General features: G+C 73.4%; 15 protein-coding genes. 6 read left to right on the top strand and 9 right to left on the bottom strand.

All coding sequences use genetic code 11. The features are described 5' to 3' along the window. Positions 1–97 precede the first annotated feature (97 nt). Together ABT297_RS39260 and lipB are read right to left on the bottom strand one after the other, a co-directional pair. Complete coding sequence (locus tag ABT297_RS39260; RefSeq protein WP_350557872.1) at positions 98–2,932, bottom strand: PAS domain S-box protein; 2,835 nt, start codon at positions 2,930–2,932, stop codon at positions 98–100. Positions 2,933–3,031: 99 nt separating this feature from the next. Beyond that, the gene (lipB, locus tag ABT297_RS39255; protein WP_350557896.1) at positions 3,032–3,664 is read right to left on the bottom strand and encodes a lipoyl(octanoyl) transferase LipB; all 633 of its coding nucleotides are present in this window, start codon (positions 3,662–3,664) and stop codon (positions 3,032–3,034) included. Between the two features lie 103 nt (positions 3,665–3,767). Between lipB and ABT297_RS39250 the strand changes: the two genes are divergently transcribed. Together ABT297_RS39250 and ABT297_RS39245 are read left to right on the top strand one after the other, a co-directional pair. After that, complete coding sequence (locus ABT297_RS39250; protein WP_350557870.1) at positions 3,768–4,640, top strand: universal stress protein; 873 nt, start codon at positions 3,768–3,770, stop codon at positions 4,638–4,640. A gap of 183 nt (positions 4,641–4,823) precedes the next feature. Further along, complete coding sequence (locus tag ABT297_RS39245; RefSeq protein WP_350557868.1) at positions 4,824–6,326, top strand: SGNH/GDSL hydrolase family protein; 1,503 nt, start codon at positions 4,824–4,826, stop codon at positions 6,324–6,326. Positions 6,327–6,361: 35 nt separating this feature from the next. Here the strand turns inward: ABT297_RS39245 and ABT297_RS39240 are convergent, their stop codons facing one another. Beyond that, positions 6,362–6,679: a GlsB/YeaQ/YmgE family stress response membrane protein gene (locus ABT297_RS39240; protein WP_350557866.1), complete on the bottom strand. Its 318-nt coding sequence runs from the start codon at positions 6,677–6,679 to the stop codon at positions 6,362–6,364. 193 nt (positions 6,680–6,872) lie between these two features. On the opposite strand from ABT297_RS39240, the gene ABT297_RS39235 reads away from it, so the two are divergent. Next, on the top strand, positions 6,873–8,246 hold the full coding sequence (locus ABT297_RS39235; protein ID WP_350557893.1) for a dihydrolipoyl dehydrogenase family protein: 1,374 nt from the start codon (positions 6,873–6,875) through the stop codon (positions 8,244–8,246). On the opposite strand, the gene ABT297_RS39230 is transcribed toward ABT297_RS39235, so the two are convergent. Next, complete coding sequence (locus tag ABT297_RS39230; RefSeq protein WP_350557864.1) at positions 8,227–9,138, bottom strand: TIGR03620 family F420-dependent LLM class oxidoreductase; 912 nt, start codon at positions 9,136–9,138, stop codon at positions 8,227–8,229. The two genes, ABT297_RS39235 and ABT297_RS39230, sit on opposite strands and share 20 nt — an antisense overlap. Positions 9,139–9,211: 73 nt before the next feature. Continuing rightward, positions 9,212–9,796: an FhaA domain-containing protein gene (locus ABT297_RS39225; protein ID WP_350557862.1), complete on the bottom strand. Its 585-nt coding sequence runs from the start codon at positions 9,794–9,796 to the stop codon at positions 9,212–9,214. Positions 9,797–9,856: 60 nt separating this feature from the next. On the opposite strand from ABT297_RS39225, the gene ABT297_RS39220 reads away from it, so the two are divergent. Then, on the top strand, positions 9,857–10,471 hold the full coding sequence (locus ABT297_RS39220; protein WP_350557860.1) for a hypothetical protein: 615 nt from the start codon (positions 9,857–9,859) through the stop codon (positions 10,469–10,471). 51 nt (positions 10,472–10,522) lie between these two features. Further along, positions 10,523–10,792 carry a DUF1876 domain-containing protein gene (locus ABT297_RS39215; protein ID WP_350557858.1) on the top strand — a complete coding sequence of 90 codons (270 nt, stop codon included), beginning with the start codon at positions 10,523–10,525 and terminating at the stop codon, positions 10,790–10,792. 39 nt (positions 10,793–10,831) lie between these two features. On the opposite strand, the gene ABT297_RS39210 is transcribed toward ABT297_RS39215, so the two are convergent. Next, complete coding sequence (locus ABT297_RS39210) at positions 10,832–11,374, bottom strand: hypothetical protein (RefSeq protein WP_350557856.1); 543 nt, start codon at positions 11,372–11,374, stop codon at positions 10,832–10,834. A 54-nt stretch (positions 11,375–11,428) separates the two neighbouring features. After that, entirely contained in the window at positions 11,429–12,805 is a 1,377-nt protein-coding gene (locus ABT297_RS39205) for a sensor histidine kinase (RefSeq protein ID WP_350557854.1), read from the bottom strand. 201 nt (positions 12,806–13,006) lie between these two features. Between ABT297_RS39205 and ABT297_RS39200 the strand changes: the two genes are divergently transcribed. Beyond that, a complete protein-coding gene (locus ABT297_RS39200) occupies positions 13,007–13,978 on the top strand; it encodes an undecaprenyl-diphosphate phosphatase (RefSeq protein WP_350557852.1) in 972 nt (323 codons plus the stop codon). 43 nt (positions 13,979–14,021) lie between these two features. Here ABT297_RS39200 and ABT297_RS39195 read toward each other — a convergent pair whose 3' ends face one another. Further along, positions 14,022–14,405, bottom strand: coding sequence for a DUF1801 domain-containing protein (locus ABT297_RS39195; protein ID WP_350557850.1), 384 nt, complete (start codon positions 14,403–14,405; stop codon positions 14,022–14,024). A 458-nt stretch (positions 14,406–14,863) separates the two neighbouring features. Continuing rightward, the gene (locus ABT297_RS39190; RefSeq protein ID WP_350557848.1) at positions 14,864–15,298 is read right to left on the bottom strand and encodes a BON domain-containing protein; all 435 of its coding nucleotides are present in this window, start codon (positions 15,296–15,298) and stop codon (positions 14,864–14,866) included. Between the last annotated feature and the right edge of the window lie 102 nt (positions 15,299–15,400).

Genomic DNA, 15,400 nt, shown 5'->3' with positions numbered 1-15,400 from the left:
CGAACCCTCCGCTTCGCTCCGGCGGCGGCATGACTGAAACCCGCACCCCCGATGAGCGGCCCCTCCGCTCCGCTCCGGACCACTCATGCCGAACCGCTCATCCGGTCGCGCCCGGGCCGCCGCCGGCGGGGGTGGCGCCGACCAGCTCGCCGATGAGCGCGTTGACCGTGTGCGAGGCCTCCTGCTGGGTGTGCGTCTGGGTGACGATGTGGTGGATCGACTCGGCGGTCTTACCGACGCTGCGCAGGATCACCTCGAACGCGTCCTGCGCCCGCTGCGCCACCTGCGAGCCCTGGTTGATCCGGGTGGCCGACTCCTGGATGAGCCGGCTGATCTCGCGCGCCGAGTCCGAGGAGCGCTCGGCGAGCTTGCGCACCTCCCCGGCCACCACGGAGAAGCCGACGCCGTGCTCACCGGCGCGGGCCGCCTCGATCGAGGCGTTGAACGCCAGCAGGTTGGTCTGGCTGGCGATCTCGCCGATCACCTGGACGATCGCGGCGATCTGGTCCGAGGAGCGCTCCATGAGCTCGATCGCCTCGATGGACTTGCGCAGCTCCTCGAAGCCCCGCTTGGCGTTGGTCTGCGTCTCCCCCGCCAGCTCGCTGGCCTGCCCGGCGTTGCCGACGATCGCCGCGATGGAGACGCTGAGTTCGTCGATGGCCCGGCCCATGTCCCGGGTCTTCGTGTTCAGCCGCTGCTCCAGGGCCACCTGCTCGGTCACGTCGACGGCAAACGTGACGATCTTCGTCGGGGCGCCCTTGAGGTCGAGGATGGGGTTGTACGTCGCCTGCAGGTGGACGTCGCGCCCGTACTTGCCGATCCGGTGGAACCTCCCGCTGACGACCTCGCCGCGGCTGAGCCGGAGCCAGAAGTCGCGGTACTCCCGCGACGTGACGTAGTCGTGGGTGCAGAACATGCTGTGGTGCTGCGCCAGGATCTCCCGCATGGTGTAGCCCATGGTGCGCAGGAAGTTGTCGTTGGAGCTGAGCACGTTGCCCTCGATGTCGAACTCGATGACCGACTGCCCGCGGTTGATCGCCGCCACCTTGCCCTCGAACTCGGCGTTGCGCAGCTTGGCCTGCGTCACGTCCGCGGCGAACTTCACGATCTTGTAGGGCCGGCCCTCCAGGTCGAGGATCGGGTTGTACGTCGCCCGGATCCACACCTCGCGGCCGTCCTTGCCGATCCGCTTGTACTCCCCCGCGTCGAACTCGCCCCGGCGCAGCCGCTGCCAGAAGTCCTCGTAGTGCTCCGCGGCCGCCTCCTGCGCATCGACGAACATCCGGTGGTGCTTGCCGCGCACCTCGTCGATGCCGTATCCCATCAGGTCCAGGAAGTTCCGGTTCGCCTCCAGCACCGTGCCCTGCGTGTCGAACTCGATGACCGCCTGCGCCCGCGAGATCGCCGCCACCTTGCCCTCGAACTCCGCGTTGCGCTTCTTCGCCTCGGTCACGTCGGTGGCGTACTTCACCACCTTGTACGGCCGGCCCTCCAGATCGAAGATCGGGTTGTAGCTGGCCTGCAGCCACACCTCCCGCCCGCCCCGGCCGAACCGCTTGTACTCGCCGGTCTCGAACTCCCCGCGCCCCAGCCGCTGCCAGAACTCCCGGTACTCGTCACCTGCCGCGTACTGCGGTTCGACGAAGATCCGGTGGTGCCTGCCCTTGAGCTCCTCGGGACTGCCGTACCCCATCACCTCGAGGAAGTTGCGATTGGCGCCCAGGATCATGCCCTCCAGGTCGAACTCCACGACCGCCTGCGCCCGGTCGACCGCCGCCGCCTTGCCCTCGAACTCCGCGTTGCGGTGCTTGGACTCGGTGATGTCGGTGGCGTACTTCACCACCTTGTACGGCCGCCCGTCCAGGTCGAAGATCGGGTTGTAGCTGGCCTGCAGCCACACCTCCCGCCCGTCCTTGCCCAGCCGCTTGTACTCCCCGCTTTCGAACTGCCCCTTCGCCAGCCGCTGCCAGAACCCCCGGTAGGCGTTGCCGCGCGCCTCGTCCTCGGCGACCAGCATCCTGTGGTGCTGACCGACGAGCTCGCTTTCCTCGTAGCCGATCACGTCCAGGAAGTTGCGGTTCACCGCGCGGATCGTGCCGTCGAGCTCGAACTCGATGACCGCCTGCGCCCGGTCGATCGCCGCCGCCTTGCCCTCGAACTCCGCGTTGTGGTGCTTGGACTCGGTGACGTCCAGCGCGTACATCACGACCTTGTACGGCCGGCCCTCCAGGTCGAAGACCGGGTTGTAGGTGGCGCGCAGCCACACCTCACGCCCGCCCCGGCCGATCCGCTTGTACTCCCCGCTCTCCACCTCGCCGCGGCCGAGCCGGGCCCAGAAGTCCGCGTACTGCGCGCCGCCGGCGTAGGTCTCCTCGACGAACATCCGGTGGTGCTGCCCGACGATGTCGCCCAGCGCGTACCCGGTCATCCGCAGGAAGTTCTCGTTCGCGCCGAGGATCTCCCCGCCCAGGTCGAACTCGGCGACCGCCTGCGTGCGGTCCACCGCCGCGTACTTGCCGCGCAGCTCGGCCAGCAGCCGCCGGTCGTTGGTGATGTCGTACGCCGTGACCAGGACCGTGTCGGGCTCCCGAACGCCGCCACCGACCGGGCCGCAGTTGAACCGCAGCCACCGCTGCCGCCCGCCGCTGTCGACGATCGAGTTGACCTGCTCGACGAACTGCCGCGCGCGGCCGGCGTCCAGCAACTGGTCCACCGCCTGCGACTGCAGGTGCCAGAGGTCCTCCAGGCGCTTGCCGACGACCTCGTCCAGCGGGATGTCGGTCGTCTCCAGCACCCGCTCGTTGACCGCCGCGATGGTGCCGTTCTTCGCGTTGAGGGTCAGCACCAGCCGCTCCTGCAGCAGCAGGGCGAACGCCGCGGCGGTCAGCGCCGGCGTGGACTGGTCGTTGACGAGGCCGGTGGGTTCGGGCACGGTTGCTCCTCGGGTGCCGCCGCGGTGCGGGTCGCTACCCCGGCCATCGGCGGGTCCCCGGCCGCCTTGAGGCAAACCACCGGGGCGAAACCTCCGGTGTCAGCCGGACACCGCGCCGAGGCGCCGGGCGACCGCGTCACGGACGGCCGCCTCCGTGGGCGTGGCGACCCCCGCCGCCTCCGCCATCCGCCGCAGCGACGTCATCGTGACGCCCGGGAGCCGGCACGCGGTGAACCGTTCGTACACGCCAAGATCCGGATCGATGTTGAGCGCGAACCCGTGGCTGGTCACGCCGCCGCGGATGCGCATCCCGATCGACACGAGCTTGTGGTGCCGCGGCGTCCACACGCCGACGAGGCTGTCGGCGCCCTTGGGGGTGTCCCGGCGTACCGTCGCGAAACCCAGGTCGGCGAGGGCCGCGATGAGGCCGAGCTCGAGCCGGCGGACGACGTCGCCGGGCCCCCGTTCGCGCAGGTTCACGATCAGGTAGCCGACGAGCTGCCCGGGCCCGTGATAGGTCGCGTGCCCGCCCCGGTCGACCTCGACGGTCTGCAGCGACCCGTCCGGCGGCAGGTCCTCCGGCGGCGTGTGCCGGCCGTACGTGACGACCGGCGGGTGGGTGAGCAGGAACAGGCGGTCGGGCGCGGTGCCGGCCTGCCGCTCGGCGACCCAGCCGCGCATCGCCTCGATCGCCTCCGTGTAGCCGACCTCGCCCAGATCCACCCGCACCATGCTCGTCACCGTTCGATTCTGCCTCGGCGGCGAGCCCCGCCGGTCGCGCACCCGGCGGCGCCCTGGGTTTGACGCCCGGGGCCCGGGTAGGGTCACGACCATCATGAGAACCTCGAACGGCCTCCGGCTGCTGGTCGGATACGACGGCTCACCGGCGGCGAGCACCGCCATCGAAGCCGGCGCGCTGCTGCTGCCCGGCGCGCACGCCATCGTCGCCCACCTGTGGAGCCCGCCGTATGCGGACGCGGGCCTGCGGCGGAGGTTGTGGACCGGCAGGCGCGACATCGAGACGTTCGTGGAGGCGGTCGAGCGCGAGGGCGGTCGCGAGGCCGAACGGCTGGCCGAGGTCGGGGTCAAGCTGGCCGTGGCCGCGGGCTGGAGCGCCGAGCACCTCGCCCGGCGCACGTACGGCGGCGAGGGCGTCCAGCTCGCGCGGATCGCCGACGAGACCGACGCCGACGTCATCCTGGTCGGCTCCCGCGGCCTGCACGCCGGGCGGGCCCTGCTCGGCAGCGTGTCCGACATGGTCGTGCACTACAGCTCCCGCCCGGTCATCGTCGTGCCCCACCCGCTGCTGCTGGAGGAGTACACCGCCCTCGCCCAGGGCCCCGCGCTGGTCGGCTGGGACGGCTCGCCGCACGCGGCGCTGGCGTTGCACCGCACCCGCGAACTGTTCGCCGGCCGTCCGGTGATCGCCGCGACGGTCGGCCCCGACGGCGTGGCGACGGTCGTGCCGGACGCGCCCGACGCGGCGGCCACACCGCCCGCCGCCGAGCCGCGGGAGCAGGGCCATCACATCCGCGCGCGCACCGTGGCCGAGTCGCTCGGGGCGTGCGCCCGCACGAACGGGGCCGCCGTCCTCGTCATCGGCTCCCGCGGCCGCTCGGCGACCCGCGAGCTCCTGCTCGGCAGCGTGGCCAAGGCGACGCTGCATCGCGGCCACCGCCCCGTCATGGTGGTTCCCGCATCTGAGTGACCGGCCTGCGTAACCGGCCCTGAGTGATTGGCCTGGCCGGCGCCTGGCCGCTGCCCGGCGCCCTGCCGTCGGCCACCCGGCCGGTCCGCCGCGGCCGGGTACATTTGCAGCCCAGCGGGGGCGGCTCCCGGCCGCAGGTGCCCGCGAGCGCTGTGATTGCCGCCGACGGAGTGCTGAGGAGCCGTGACACAGATCAGATCATCGCGCGAGCGCGGGCCGCGGGCCCTGCTGCGCGAGGTGCGTTCGCTGCCGACGGTGTTGCTGCTGGCGTTCTGCCTGTTCGCCGGCATTCCCGCCGCCATCGGGCTGACCCCGCCCCAGGATCTGACGATCGCCGGCCAGAACCTGTCGGTGGGTGCGCGCGGCCCCAGCCTCTCGGTCTCCGGGCCGGCCCGGCTGGTGCAGATCGGCAACACGCGGCTCGACATCGCGCCGCTGGAGGTCTACGGGCCGCTGCGGCCGCAGGTGACGCTCGGGCCGATCCAGCGCAACGAGGCGGCCGCCGCCGCGGTCGACCCGGCGTCGGCCTCCCACACGCGCGGGGCGGCGGTGTCCGCGCTCGGCGCCGGGTTCCTGCGGTGGTACGGCTGGGCGACGCTCGGCCTGCTCGCGATCACCCTCGGCGCGACCGCGGTCGTCGCGTACGTCCGCATCCTGGCCGTCCTGCGCCGGCAGAGCCGGGCGGTGCACCGGCAGCTCACGGTCGCGGAGGTGTGGCAGCGCGGCGCGGGGCAGTTCCGCCGCATGGCGTTCCTCGCCGTCGCGGTCACCATGCTGGGCTGGGCCGGTGCGGGGACGCTGGCGTACGCCGGCACGGTGCAGGGCCTGCAGGGCGTGCGGTCGCTGTCCGACCTCGTCGGCGCCGACCGCCTGCCGCCGCTGGCCGTGGGCCCGAAGGTCACCGGCTACACCGGCGCGGTGATCGGGGACTCGCGCGCGGCCCGGCTCGGCGGCGGCGCGGTCCCGGGCGCCACCGAGGACGACACCGCCTGCGGCCGCAGCGCCGACTCCCTCGCCACCGAGCTCGGCAACCTTCGCGGCCAGCGGGTGCTCAACCTGGCCTGCTCCGGCGCCTCCATCCCGCGCGGCCTGCTCGGCCCGCAGGTCCAGGACGGCCGCACCCTGCCCGCCCAGGTCGGGGTGCTGCAGCAGGTGCAGGGGCTGAAGTACGTCGCGGTCGTGATCGGCCCGAACGACCTGTACTGGAGCGACTTCCTGCGGTACTGCTACGCCGTGTCCGACTGCCAGGACAAGTTCACCCAGGGCGAGTTCGGCTACCGGCTGGCCGACTTCGACCGGGACTACGGCGACCTGCTGCACAGCCTCAACGACCTGCCCGGCCGCCCGCAGATCATCGTCGTGACCTCCTACGACGTGTTCAACCCGGACGCGAACTGCGCCGACGCGCGGGGCCCGGCCGGCGTCGCCGGGCTCAACCCGGCCAACATCACCCTGCTGGCCAGCCGCAACAAGGGGCTCAACGACGTGCTCGCCAGCGGGGCGCGCAAGTACGGGTTCAGCGTCGCCACCCCGCGGCTGGCCCCGCTGTGCACGGACGGCGGCGACCGGCTGGGCGCCGACCTGCAGGGGCTGGCGGGCACCGACCCCTTCCACCCGACCGGCATCGGGTCGATCCGGATGGCCTCGGCGGTGGCCCAGGTCATCCGGCCGGACGCCCACGCCTGATCCCGGTCGCCGTCCGGTCCGCGGGGCCGGCGGGGTCAGTGGCGGTGGCGCTCGTAGCGGTCGTCGTCGGAGAACGCCTTCGCCAGCAGCGCGGCGATCGCCACACCCACCACGGCGATGCCGACCTGCACGCCGATGACGAGCCAGTCGTACTCGTGGCCGCGCACGACCAGGTACTTGTCGCTGTGCAGGTCCCAGCGGTCCGCGGCCCAGGTGCCGGCCACGGCGGCGCCCATCCCGATGAGGACCGTGAGGATCAGCCCGATCGGCTGGCGGCCGGGCAGCAGGATCCGCGCCGCGATCCCGATGACGGCGCCGAAGACGATGGCGGCCACGTAGTCCTGGATGTGCACCGGATACCTCCTCCTGCAGGGGACGTCTCACCGTGCATTGTTCCGCGCCCGCGCAACCGCGAAACGTGAGCGGCCGGCGTGCACCGGTGGCGAAGACCGGGGTGGCTGTCGCACCGGCGCGATGGGTCGGGCACCCGGCCGGGCATACAGACGTACGGTGCGAGGTTCGCCCGATGCGAAGGGATGTCCCGTGATGCAGCAGCGCAGCTTCGACGTCGTGGTGGTCGGCGCCGGGCCCGGAGGCGAGGTCGCGGCCGGGCGGCTCGCCGACGCCGGCCTCGCCGTGGCGATCGTGGAGGACCGCAAGGTCGGCGGCGAGTGCTCGTTCTGGGCGTGCATACCGTCGAAGGCGCTGCTGCGCCCCGGCGAGCTGCTGACCGAGGCGCGCCGGGTCCCGGGTGTGGCGGAGGCGGTCACCGGGCCGCTGGACACGGCGGCGGTGCTGCGCCGCCGCGACGAGCTGATCAACGGGCTCGACGACAGCGGGCAGCTGCCGTGGCTCGAGGAGCGCGGCATCGCCCTGTTCCGCGGGCACGGCCGGCTGGACGGCGAACGCCGGGTGGTGGTCGGCGACGACGTGCTCGAGGCTCGGCGGGCGGTCATCCTCGCCGGCGGCACGTCGCCCGCGATGCCGCCGATCTCGGGGCTCGCCGGGGCCTCGCCGTGGACCAACCGGGAGGCCACCACCGCGCGGACGCTGCCCGGGCGGCTGGTCGTGATCGGCGGCGGCGTGGTCGGGGTGGAGATGAGCCAGGCGTACGTCTCCCTCGGCACCCAGGTGACGCTCATCGAGGGCGAGCGGCGGCTGCTGCCGCGGGAGGAGGAGTTCGCCTGCGAGCAGGTGACCGAGTCCCTCGCGGAGCAGGGCGTGGACATCCGCACCGCGCGGAACGCGACCTCGGTGCACCGCGACGGCGACGCGGTGGTCGTCACGCTCGGCGACGGCGAGACCGCGGCCGGCGACGAGCTGCTGGTGGCGACCGGACGGGTGGCGGACACCGGCGAGCTGGGGCTGGAGACGGTGGGGCTCTCCCCCGGCGGGTACATCAAGGTCGACGAGCACACCCGCGTCCCCGGCAAGGACTGGCTGTACGTGATCGGCGACCTCAACGGCCGGGCGCTGTTCACGCACATGGCGAAGTACCAGGCGGCGCTCGCCTCCGGGCACATCCTCGGCCGGCCGATGGCGGCGACGCACCTCGCCGACGGCACGGGCGCCCCGCGGGTGATCTTCACCGATCCGCAGGTGGCGGCGGTCGGGCACACCACGGCCACGGCCGCGGCCGCCGGGCTGAAGGTGCGGGTCGTGGACGTGCCGACCTCCGGCAACGCGGGCGGCTCGTACTACGGCCGCGGCGCCCGCGGTACGAGCCGGTTCCTGATCGACGAGGTGCGCCAGGTGCTCGTCGGGGCCACCGTCACCGGCTCGGAGGTCGCCGACTTCCTGCAGGCGGCGACGATCGCGGTGGTGGGCGAGGTGCCGCTGGGGCGCCTGCGGCACGCGACCCCGGCGTTCCCGACGCGCAGCGAGATCTGGCTGTACCTCTTCAATGAGCTGGGCCTGTGAGCAACGGGGCCAGCTCCTCCAGTTGTCCCAGCGCGTCCTTGACGTCGGCGCCCAGGGGCTGGATCAGGACGTGGTCCGCGCCGGCCTCGCGGTGGGCGTGCAGCCGCTGCACGATCTGCGCCGGCTCGCCCCACGCCACGATCGAGTCCACCAGGTGGTCGCTGCCGGCGCCGGCCACGTCCTCGTCGGTGAAGCCGAGCCGCTTGAGGTTGTTCACGTAGTTGGGCAGGGCCAGGTAGCCGGCGGTGTGCCGTCTGGCGGTCTCGCGGGCGACGGCGGGGCTCGCCTCCACGACGACCGCCTGCTCCGGGATGAGCAGCCGGTCGGGGCCGAGCACGGCGCGGGCCTGCGCGGTGTGCTCGGGCGGCACGAAGTACGTGTGCGCGCCGTCGGTGCGGTCCCGGGCCAGCGTCAGCATCCGCGGGCGCAGCGCGGCCAGGACCCGTGGCGCCGTCGCCGGTGGTGCGTCCGGCGCGCCGTCCATGCCGTCGAGGTACTCGCGCATGCGCTCCAGCGGCCGCTGGTAGGTCTGCCCGGTGCGATCCACCATCGGGGCGTGGCTCACGCCGAGGCCCAGGACGAACCGGCCCGGCCACGCGTCGGCGAGCGCGGCCGCGGCGGCCCGGGCGGTCGCCGGGTGCCGGGCCCAGATGTTGGCGATCCCGGCGCCGGCCACGATCCGGGACGTGGCACCCAGCCACACCGCTTCCTGCGCGAAGATGTCGTTGCGGCCGACCCCCTCACCCTCCCACAGCGAGCCGTAGCCCAGCTGCTCGATCCGGGCCACCGCCGCACGCTGGTTCGCGGCCGGCTCGCGCGCAAGGGCGCCGAGCCACACGCCGGTCGGGCCGAGAGCCTGCCGGGCATCGGTCACGGTCTGCAATTCAGCCATGGTGCCGCCCTTCCCGCCGCATGCCGGATCATGCCGATGTGAACACCTGCGCTCGGTCGCGGTCCACCGCGGCTCAGCGCTCGGTCCGCACGGTCAGGGTGACCGGCCCGACCCGGATCGTGTCGCCGGGCGACACCCGGACGGCCGCACGCACCGGGCGGTCGTTCACCGTCGTGCCGTTGGTCGAGCCGAGGTCGGTGACCGTCAGGGCCCGCCCGTCGTACTGCAGGCGAGCGTGCCGCCGCGAGACCCCCTCGTCGCGCAGGCGCAGGTCCGCCGATCGGCCGCGGCCGATCACGGTGGCGCCGGCCTGCAGCGTGTACCGCCGGCCGTCCCCGACGAGCAGCCCGATGCCCCGGCCGGCCTCGTCGCCGCGTCGGGTCCGGGCCTTGCGCACGTCGGCGACGACCCGGAACTGCCCCGCCGGCACGTCCTCGTCGGGCCGCAGGTCGACGACCACCTCGTCGGCGACGCCCCAGCCCTGCGCGGCGAGCCACTCGGCCTGGGAGCGGGCCAGCGCCGGCGCGTATGAGCTCAGGTGCTGGTGGTCGGCCGCGGCGACGAGGACGAGATAGCTGTTGGGCGCCAGGGTCTGCTCGCCGACCTCGGCCTCGCGCTGCATGGCGCGCAGGATCGTCAGCCGGTGCGGCAGACTCATGGGCGCGAGTGTAGGTCGTTTGGCGTCGCGGGGACCGGGTAGGGGTGTGAGGTGGATATTTTGCGCCGTCCCGCCCGGCGCCGGCAGGACCCGGTCACCGTGGAAGGCGTCGCCCTGGGGGCTGTGCACGAGTTCGTGGCCGGACGGCTCGACGACGCGGGCCAGGCGGCGCTCGCCGACCAGATCGCGGCGCTGATCGGCCAGCCCGAGCCGCCGTCGACCCCGATCGCCTCCGCGCTGCGGCGGGTCATGCAGCACGTGGGCGGCGACGAGGAGCTGCTGGCCTGGCTGGACCGGTTCCCGGGCCGCCCGCGGCTGATCGCCCGAGTCCTCGGGCTGGTCGCGCTGCTGGACCGCTTCGGCGACCGGCTGGCCGTGGTCGCGGTGCTGCGGGAGCTGCGGGAGCGCATGCCGTACCCCAAGGACCTCGCCGGCCACCTGCCCGCCGTCACCGATGAGGACACCCTGCCGGTACTCGGCGGCGAGATCAAGATGCTGCTGGGCGAGGACGACCTCGCCGACGCCGGCCGGGTCGCGCTGGCCGCCGCGACCCTGCTCACGAAGATCGGGCCGCGCGTCGCGGACGTGCCCGGCGTGGAGGGGCTGGCCTCGCCGGCCGAGCGGTCACGGCAGGGACTCGAGGAGGCGCTGAGGGCGTTCGACGAGGAGCGGTAGGCCTCCGGGGCAGCTGGACGCCCACACACGGACAGAGGGGAGAGCACGGCCATGACGGCAAGCAAACATTGGACGGTCGACATCGTCATTGGCGAGCACGACGGCCAGACCCACGCGGAGGCGCGCCTGAGCGCCGAGGACGACACGCTCGTCACGGGCGCCGGGGACGCGCACCTGCACCCGGCGGACGACAACATCCCGGAGATCGGCGACGAGCTCGCCGCGGCCCGGGCCCTGTCCGACCTCGGCCACCAGCTCCTGCTGACGGCGGCGGCCGACATCCAGGCGGTCACCGACGAGCCTGTCCGGCTGGCCGGCTGACGGCCGGCGCCGGCATCCGCGCGCCCACTCGGCGCACCGTCAGTCCAGCCACCGCACCGAGTCGGTGACGGTCCGCCACGGGTCGACGTTGTCGGAGCCGTACGGGCCGGCGAGCGTGACGATGAGCAGCTGCCGGTCGTACCAGAACTCGTACCGCTCGACGTCGTCGTTGACGATCCTGCCGGTGACCGGGTCCGCGGGGGCGTCGGCGCGGTAGGTGACCAGCAGGGCGGTGCCGCCGCGGCGCTGGACGGTGGACACCGGGCCGGCGGCGAAGCCGGGCGTCCCGCCGGCCAGGGCGTCCAGCTCGGCGGTGCCGTCGGCGGTGGTCGGCGCGGCGGCGCTGCTGGCGAGGGTCACGGTGATGGTGTTGAGCCTGTCGGTGAACGTGGCGGTGTCGCCGATCTCGGTGCGCGTCCAGCCCTCGGGGACCTTGATGGCGTACTCCTCGCCGGCTGGCCGGTATTCGACGAACCCCTTGTTGCCGGGGATGCCGCCGGTGTCGCCGCCGGCCCCGCCGCAGCCGGCGAGCCCGAGGAGGGCGGCGATGCCGGCAACGGCACGGAGGGAGGCGCTGCCCATGAACCGGGACCCTAGGGGCAAAGCGCTGAAGGAACCCTGAACGCGACCCGCCGGTCACTCGGGCACGCGCAGGCGCAGCAGGGCGCCGCCGGAGGGGGCGTCCTCGACCGTCAGGGTGCCGCCGTGGGCGGTCACGATGTCGCGGGCGATCGCCAGACCCAGGCCGGTGCCGCCCGCGGTGCGCGAGCGGTCGTCGTCGAGGCGGACGAACCGGTCGAAGACGCGTTGCCGCTGCTGCGCCGGGACGCCCGGGCCGTCGTCGGCGACGGTCAGCTCAGCGGTACCGCCGTCCGAACGCAGCGTCAGCTCGACCGCCCGCCTCGCGTGACGGGCCGCGTTGTCCAACAGGTTGCGCAGGACGCGCTGGAGGCGGTGCGCGTCGCCGCTGACCCGCACCGGCACGACGTGCACGGTGACGCGCAGATCAGGGCGCTCGGCGGTGAGGCGATCGCGTTCGGCGTACACCAGGTCGTCGAGGTCGACGTCCTCGGCGCGCAACTGCAGCCCCTTCTCGTCGACCCGGGCGAGCAGCAGCAGGTCGGAGATGAGGCGGGCCATGCGCTCGCTCTCGCGGTGCATGCGGGTCACGTGGGCGCCGGCCGCGGGCGGCAGGTCGGCGGCGTCGAGCAGGTCGAGGCCGGCATGGATGGTGGACAGCGGGCTGCGCAGCTCGTGCGAGGCGTCGGCGACGAACCGGTGCTGCGCGGCGGTGGCGGCCTCGATCCGGTCGAGCATCGTGTTCATCGTGGTGGCCAGCGCCGCGATCTCGTCGCCGGTCTGCGGCACCGGCAGCCGGTTGTGCAGGCTGCGGCCGGTGATGGTCTCGGCCTGGCGGCGCATCGCGTCGACGGGGCGCAGCGACCGCCCGACGAACAGGAACGTGGCCACGCCGACGGTGAGCGTCAGCAGCGGCAGGCCGACGGCCAGGGCGCCGATCGCGGCCTCGGTGCCGTCGTCGATCTCGTCGATGGACTGCCCGACCAGGATGGTGCGTGGCCCGGCGGCGGTGGTGACACCGAGGGCGGTGATGCGGAAGTACTGGTTGTGTGCCACGCTCAGCCGCCGCTGCTCCTGCTGGGTCGCCTCCGCCGGGGGCCGCAGCGTCGAGATCGGCCCGGCGCCGGAGATCGCGGCCGAGGCCGCCACCACCCGCCCGGTCGTGTCGACGACCTGCGCGATGGTGCGGTCGCGCGGCGACGGGCTCAGGACCGCCAGCAGCGTCACGCGGTCGCCGTCGTCCAGCGCACCGGCGATCTGCGCGGCGCGGTCGCTGGTGTTCTGGTCGACGTTGCCGGTGAGGATGAACCGTGCCGCGACGACGAAGGTGACCCCGGTGAGCACGGAGGCGACCGCGACCACGGCCGAGGCGGCCAGGGCGGAGCGCATCCGCACCCCGAGCCGGTTCCGGATCCGTTCCACGACGCCTCTCATGCCCCAGACGCTAGCGCTGCGGGACTGAAGTGGTCCTGAACACCGCCCGCTCCCCGCGCGGCCCGTTGCACCGGCCGTGAGCGAACTATGGCCGCCACGGCCCCCGGCGGGCCATCGGGGAGGCCCCTGAACGTCCCCCGAACTCCGGCCCGACCAGGTCTTCAAGCTGCTCTCAGGATCGGCGCGCCAGGATTGCACTCCATGCACCAGCTGACCTATCCCGAGGCGATCGTCGTCGGGCTCCTGCAGGGCGTGACCGAGCTGTTCCCGGTGTCCAGCCTGGGCCACAGCGTCCTGCTCCCGGCCCTGATCGGCGGCCGGTGGGCCCGCGACCTGAACGTCTCGGCCCCCGAGTCGCCGTACCTCGCGTTCGTCGTCGGCCTGCACGTGGCCACGGCCCTGGCCCTGCTGCTGTTCTTCTGGCGCGACTGGGTGCGCATCCTCGGTGGGTTCTTCTCCTCGATCCGCTACCGCCGGGTCGCCACCCCCGAGGAGCGCCTCGCCTGGATGATCATCGTGGCGACCATCCCGGTCGGCATCACCGGCCTGCTGCTCGAGCACACCTTCCGGGCGGTCCTTGGCCGCCCCGCTCCCGCGGCCGTGTTCCTGGCCCTCAACGGCGTGGTCCTGCTGGGCGCCGAGCGCCTGCGCCGCCGGGCGGAGCGCGAGGCGGAGGCCGCGGTGGCGCTCGCCCCCGCGATGGCCGAGGTCACCACGGGCGGCGGGCAGCGCAGCCGCGCCGCCGCCGTGACCGCACCGGACCGCACCACCGGCGACCCGGACGAGCGCCTGGCGTCCGGCACCTTCTGGCGGGCCGTGCAGATCGGGTCGGCCCAGGTCCTGGCCCTGCTCCCGGGCATCAGCCGCTCGGGCGCGACGATGGGCGCCGGCCTGCTCAAGGGCCTCTCACACGAGGACGCCGCCCGGTTCTCGTTCCTGCTGGCCACGCCGGTCATCCTGGCCGCGGGCGTGCTCAAGCTGCCCGATCTGTTCGGCCCGCTGGGCAACGGGATCCACGGCCAGGTGCTGGCCGGCAGCGTGGCCTCCTTCGTCGCCGCCTACCTGGCGGTGCGATTCCTGACGAAGTACTTCGAGCACCGCACCCTGAGGCCGTTCGCGATCTACTGCATCGCCGCCGGCCTGGCGAGCCTCGCCTGGCTCGCACTGCGCTGAGTTGCCGAGCATCCGCCGGGCCGGGCGCACAGGCATCCGGTGGTCAGGTGCGTATCCACCGGCCGACGAGTTCCACGATCCGGTCCTGCGCCGCGTCAGCGTCAGCCGCGGACGCGAGGGTCACCACCCCGCGATCGGCCGCCGGCCATTGCAGCAGGCCGGTCTCGTCGAGGAAGACGAAGCTGTCACGATCTCCGCGGACCTTGGCTCCACGGTGGAACACCAGCTGCAGTTGACCCTTGGGATGGAACCGGAAGGTCACACGGTCCTCGCCCGCGAAGCGGAAGCTCGGGGCGTTCCACTTCACGTGCTCGGTGATGCCCTCGTCGGATGCGAGGATCGCCGAGCGCAAGCGACCGGCCGAGTCCTTCATGGGATGGTCGAGAGTTTCGAGCAGCGCGCCGACCGCCGGTGACTGATCCATCATGGACGCATTGTTCACCTCGCCGGGCATGGCACGCGAGAAAGCCGAGTTCGGGCGGCGCTGACCGCGCCTGCGACCCCGCATCGACCGGTCATCAGGTTCGCCGTGATCACGGAGTGAAAATGCACACTGACCAGCACGTTCGCTCCGTGATCATGGAGAGCCCCGCGCACTGCAGGCGCTGGGCGCCGGATCCCGCAGTTCACCACCACCATCCGGCCGACGCGGGCCGACGGCCGGGCCGGAATCGGGCTTGTTGCAAGTTATTGGCAAAAGCATGTATCTTGCAATGGTGGGATCAGGCGACGCGATCTCACACGCGGACGGCCCGCCGGCCGCGGGGCCTGGCGGCGCTCGGAGCGATGGTCCTCAACCCGACCGGGCGCCGCCGCCGTCCCCGAGCTGCGGCGCTGTCAACACACCGGGCGTTCGGCGTCGCCTCAGGATCGGCGCCCGCCGGCTCACCGCACATCGGTCACGCCCCGCACGCCCGCCAGCCGCGACACCAGCGTCGCCTCGCGCAGCCGCCGCGGCACCGTGGCCGGACCGCCGCCGAGAGTGATCCACCCGGCGGTCACGGTCACCTCGACCCGCGGCCCGGCCCCATCCGGCTCCAGCGCGCGCAGCACCGCCGCGGCGATCTCGGCGTCGCTGCGCGGCAGCACCTCCGGCAGGCGCACCTCCACGTCGTCGACGACCGCCCGCACGCCCGGCACCCGATGCCCGGCGGCGACGGCGGCCCGCCGCTTGCGGTCGTGGTCGACCCAGCCGGCCAGGGTCAGCACGCCACGGCGGACCGCGACCGCGATGTCGTTCGGCCACAGCCCGGGATCGCCGCGCAGCGCGGCGAGCACCCCGCGCTCGGCGTCCTCGTCACCGCGGTCGCCACCGCCCATGGCCGCCACGGTGACGCGACGGCGGGTGAAGCGACCTCACCCCGGGCGCCGCCGCGCTCCCGGCGATCGGCCGCGAGCGGGCCCTGGCCGTGCTGGAGGCTC

Source organism: Dactylosporangium sp. NPDC000555, from assembly GCF_040300025.1.
Taxonomy (GTDB): Bacteria; Actinomycetota; Actinomycetes; order Mycobacteriales; family Micromonosporaceae; genus Dactylosporangium.
The sequence above is the reverse complement of the archived record's forward strand: the minus strand, read 5'-3'. Positions and strand labels throughout refer to the sequence as shown.

Coding starts and splice junctions, on each gene's coding strand:
- ABT297_RS39200 (WP_350557852.1), top strand. CDS start 13,007: ATGCACCAGCTGACCTATCCCGAGGCGATCGTCGTCGGGCTCCTGCAG.
- ABT297_RS39195 (WP_350557850.1), bottom strand. CDS start 14,405: ATGATGGATCAGTCACCGGCGGTCGGCGCGCTGCTCGAAACTCTCGAC.
- lipB (WP_350557896.1), bottom strand. CDS start 3,664: ATGGTGCGGGTGGATCTGGGCGAGGTCGGCTACACGGAGGCGATCGAG.
- ABT297_RS39230 (WP_350557864.1), bottom strand. CDS start 9,138: ATGGCTGAATTGCAGACCGTGACCGATGCCCGGCAGGCTCTCGGCCCG.
- ABT297_RS39250 (WP_350557870.1), top strand. CDS start 3,768: ATGAGAACCTCGAACGGCCTCCGGCTGCTGGTCGGATACGACGGCTCA.
- ABT297_RS39190 (WP_350557848.1), bottom strand. CDS start 15,298: ATGGGCGGTGGCGACCGCGGTGACGAGGACGCCGAGCGCGGGGTGCTC.
- ABT297_RS39210 (WP_350557856.1), bottom strand. CDS start 11,374: ATGGGCAGCGCCTCCCTCCGTGCCGTTGCCGGCATCGCCGCCCTCCTC.
- ABT297_RS39235 (WP_350557893.1), top strand. CDS start 6,873: ATGCAGCAGCGCAGCTTCGACGTCGTGGTGGTCGGCGCCGGGCCCGGA.
- ABT297_RS39215 (WP_350557858.1), top strand. CDS start 10,523: ATGACGGCAAGCAAACATTGGACGGTCGACATCGTCATTGGCGAGCAC.
- ABT297_RS39225 (WP_350557862.1), bottom strand. CDS start 9,796: ATGAGTCTGCCGCACCGGCTGACGATCCTGCGCGCCATGCAGCGCGAG.
- ABT297_RS39205 (WP_350557854.1), bottom strand. CDS start 12,805: ATGAGAGGCGTCGTGGAACGGATCCGGAACCGGCTCGGGGTGCGGATG.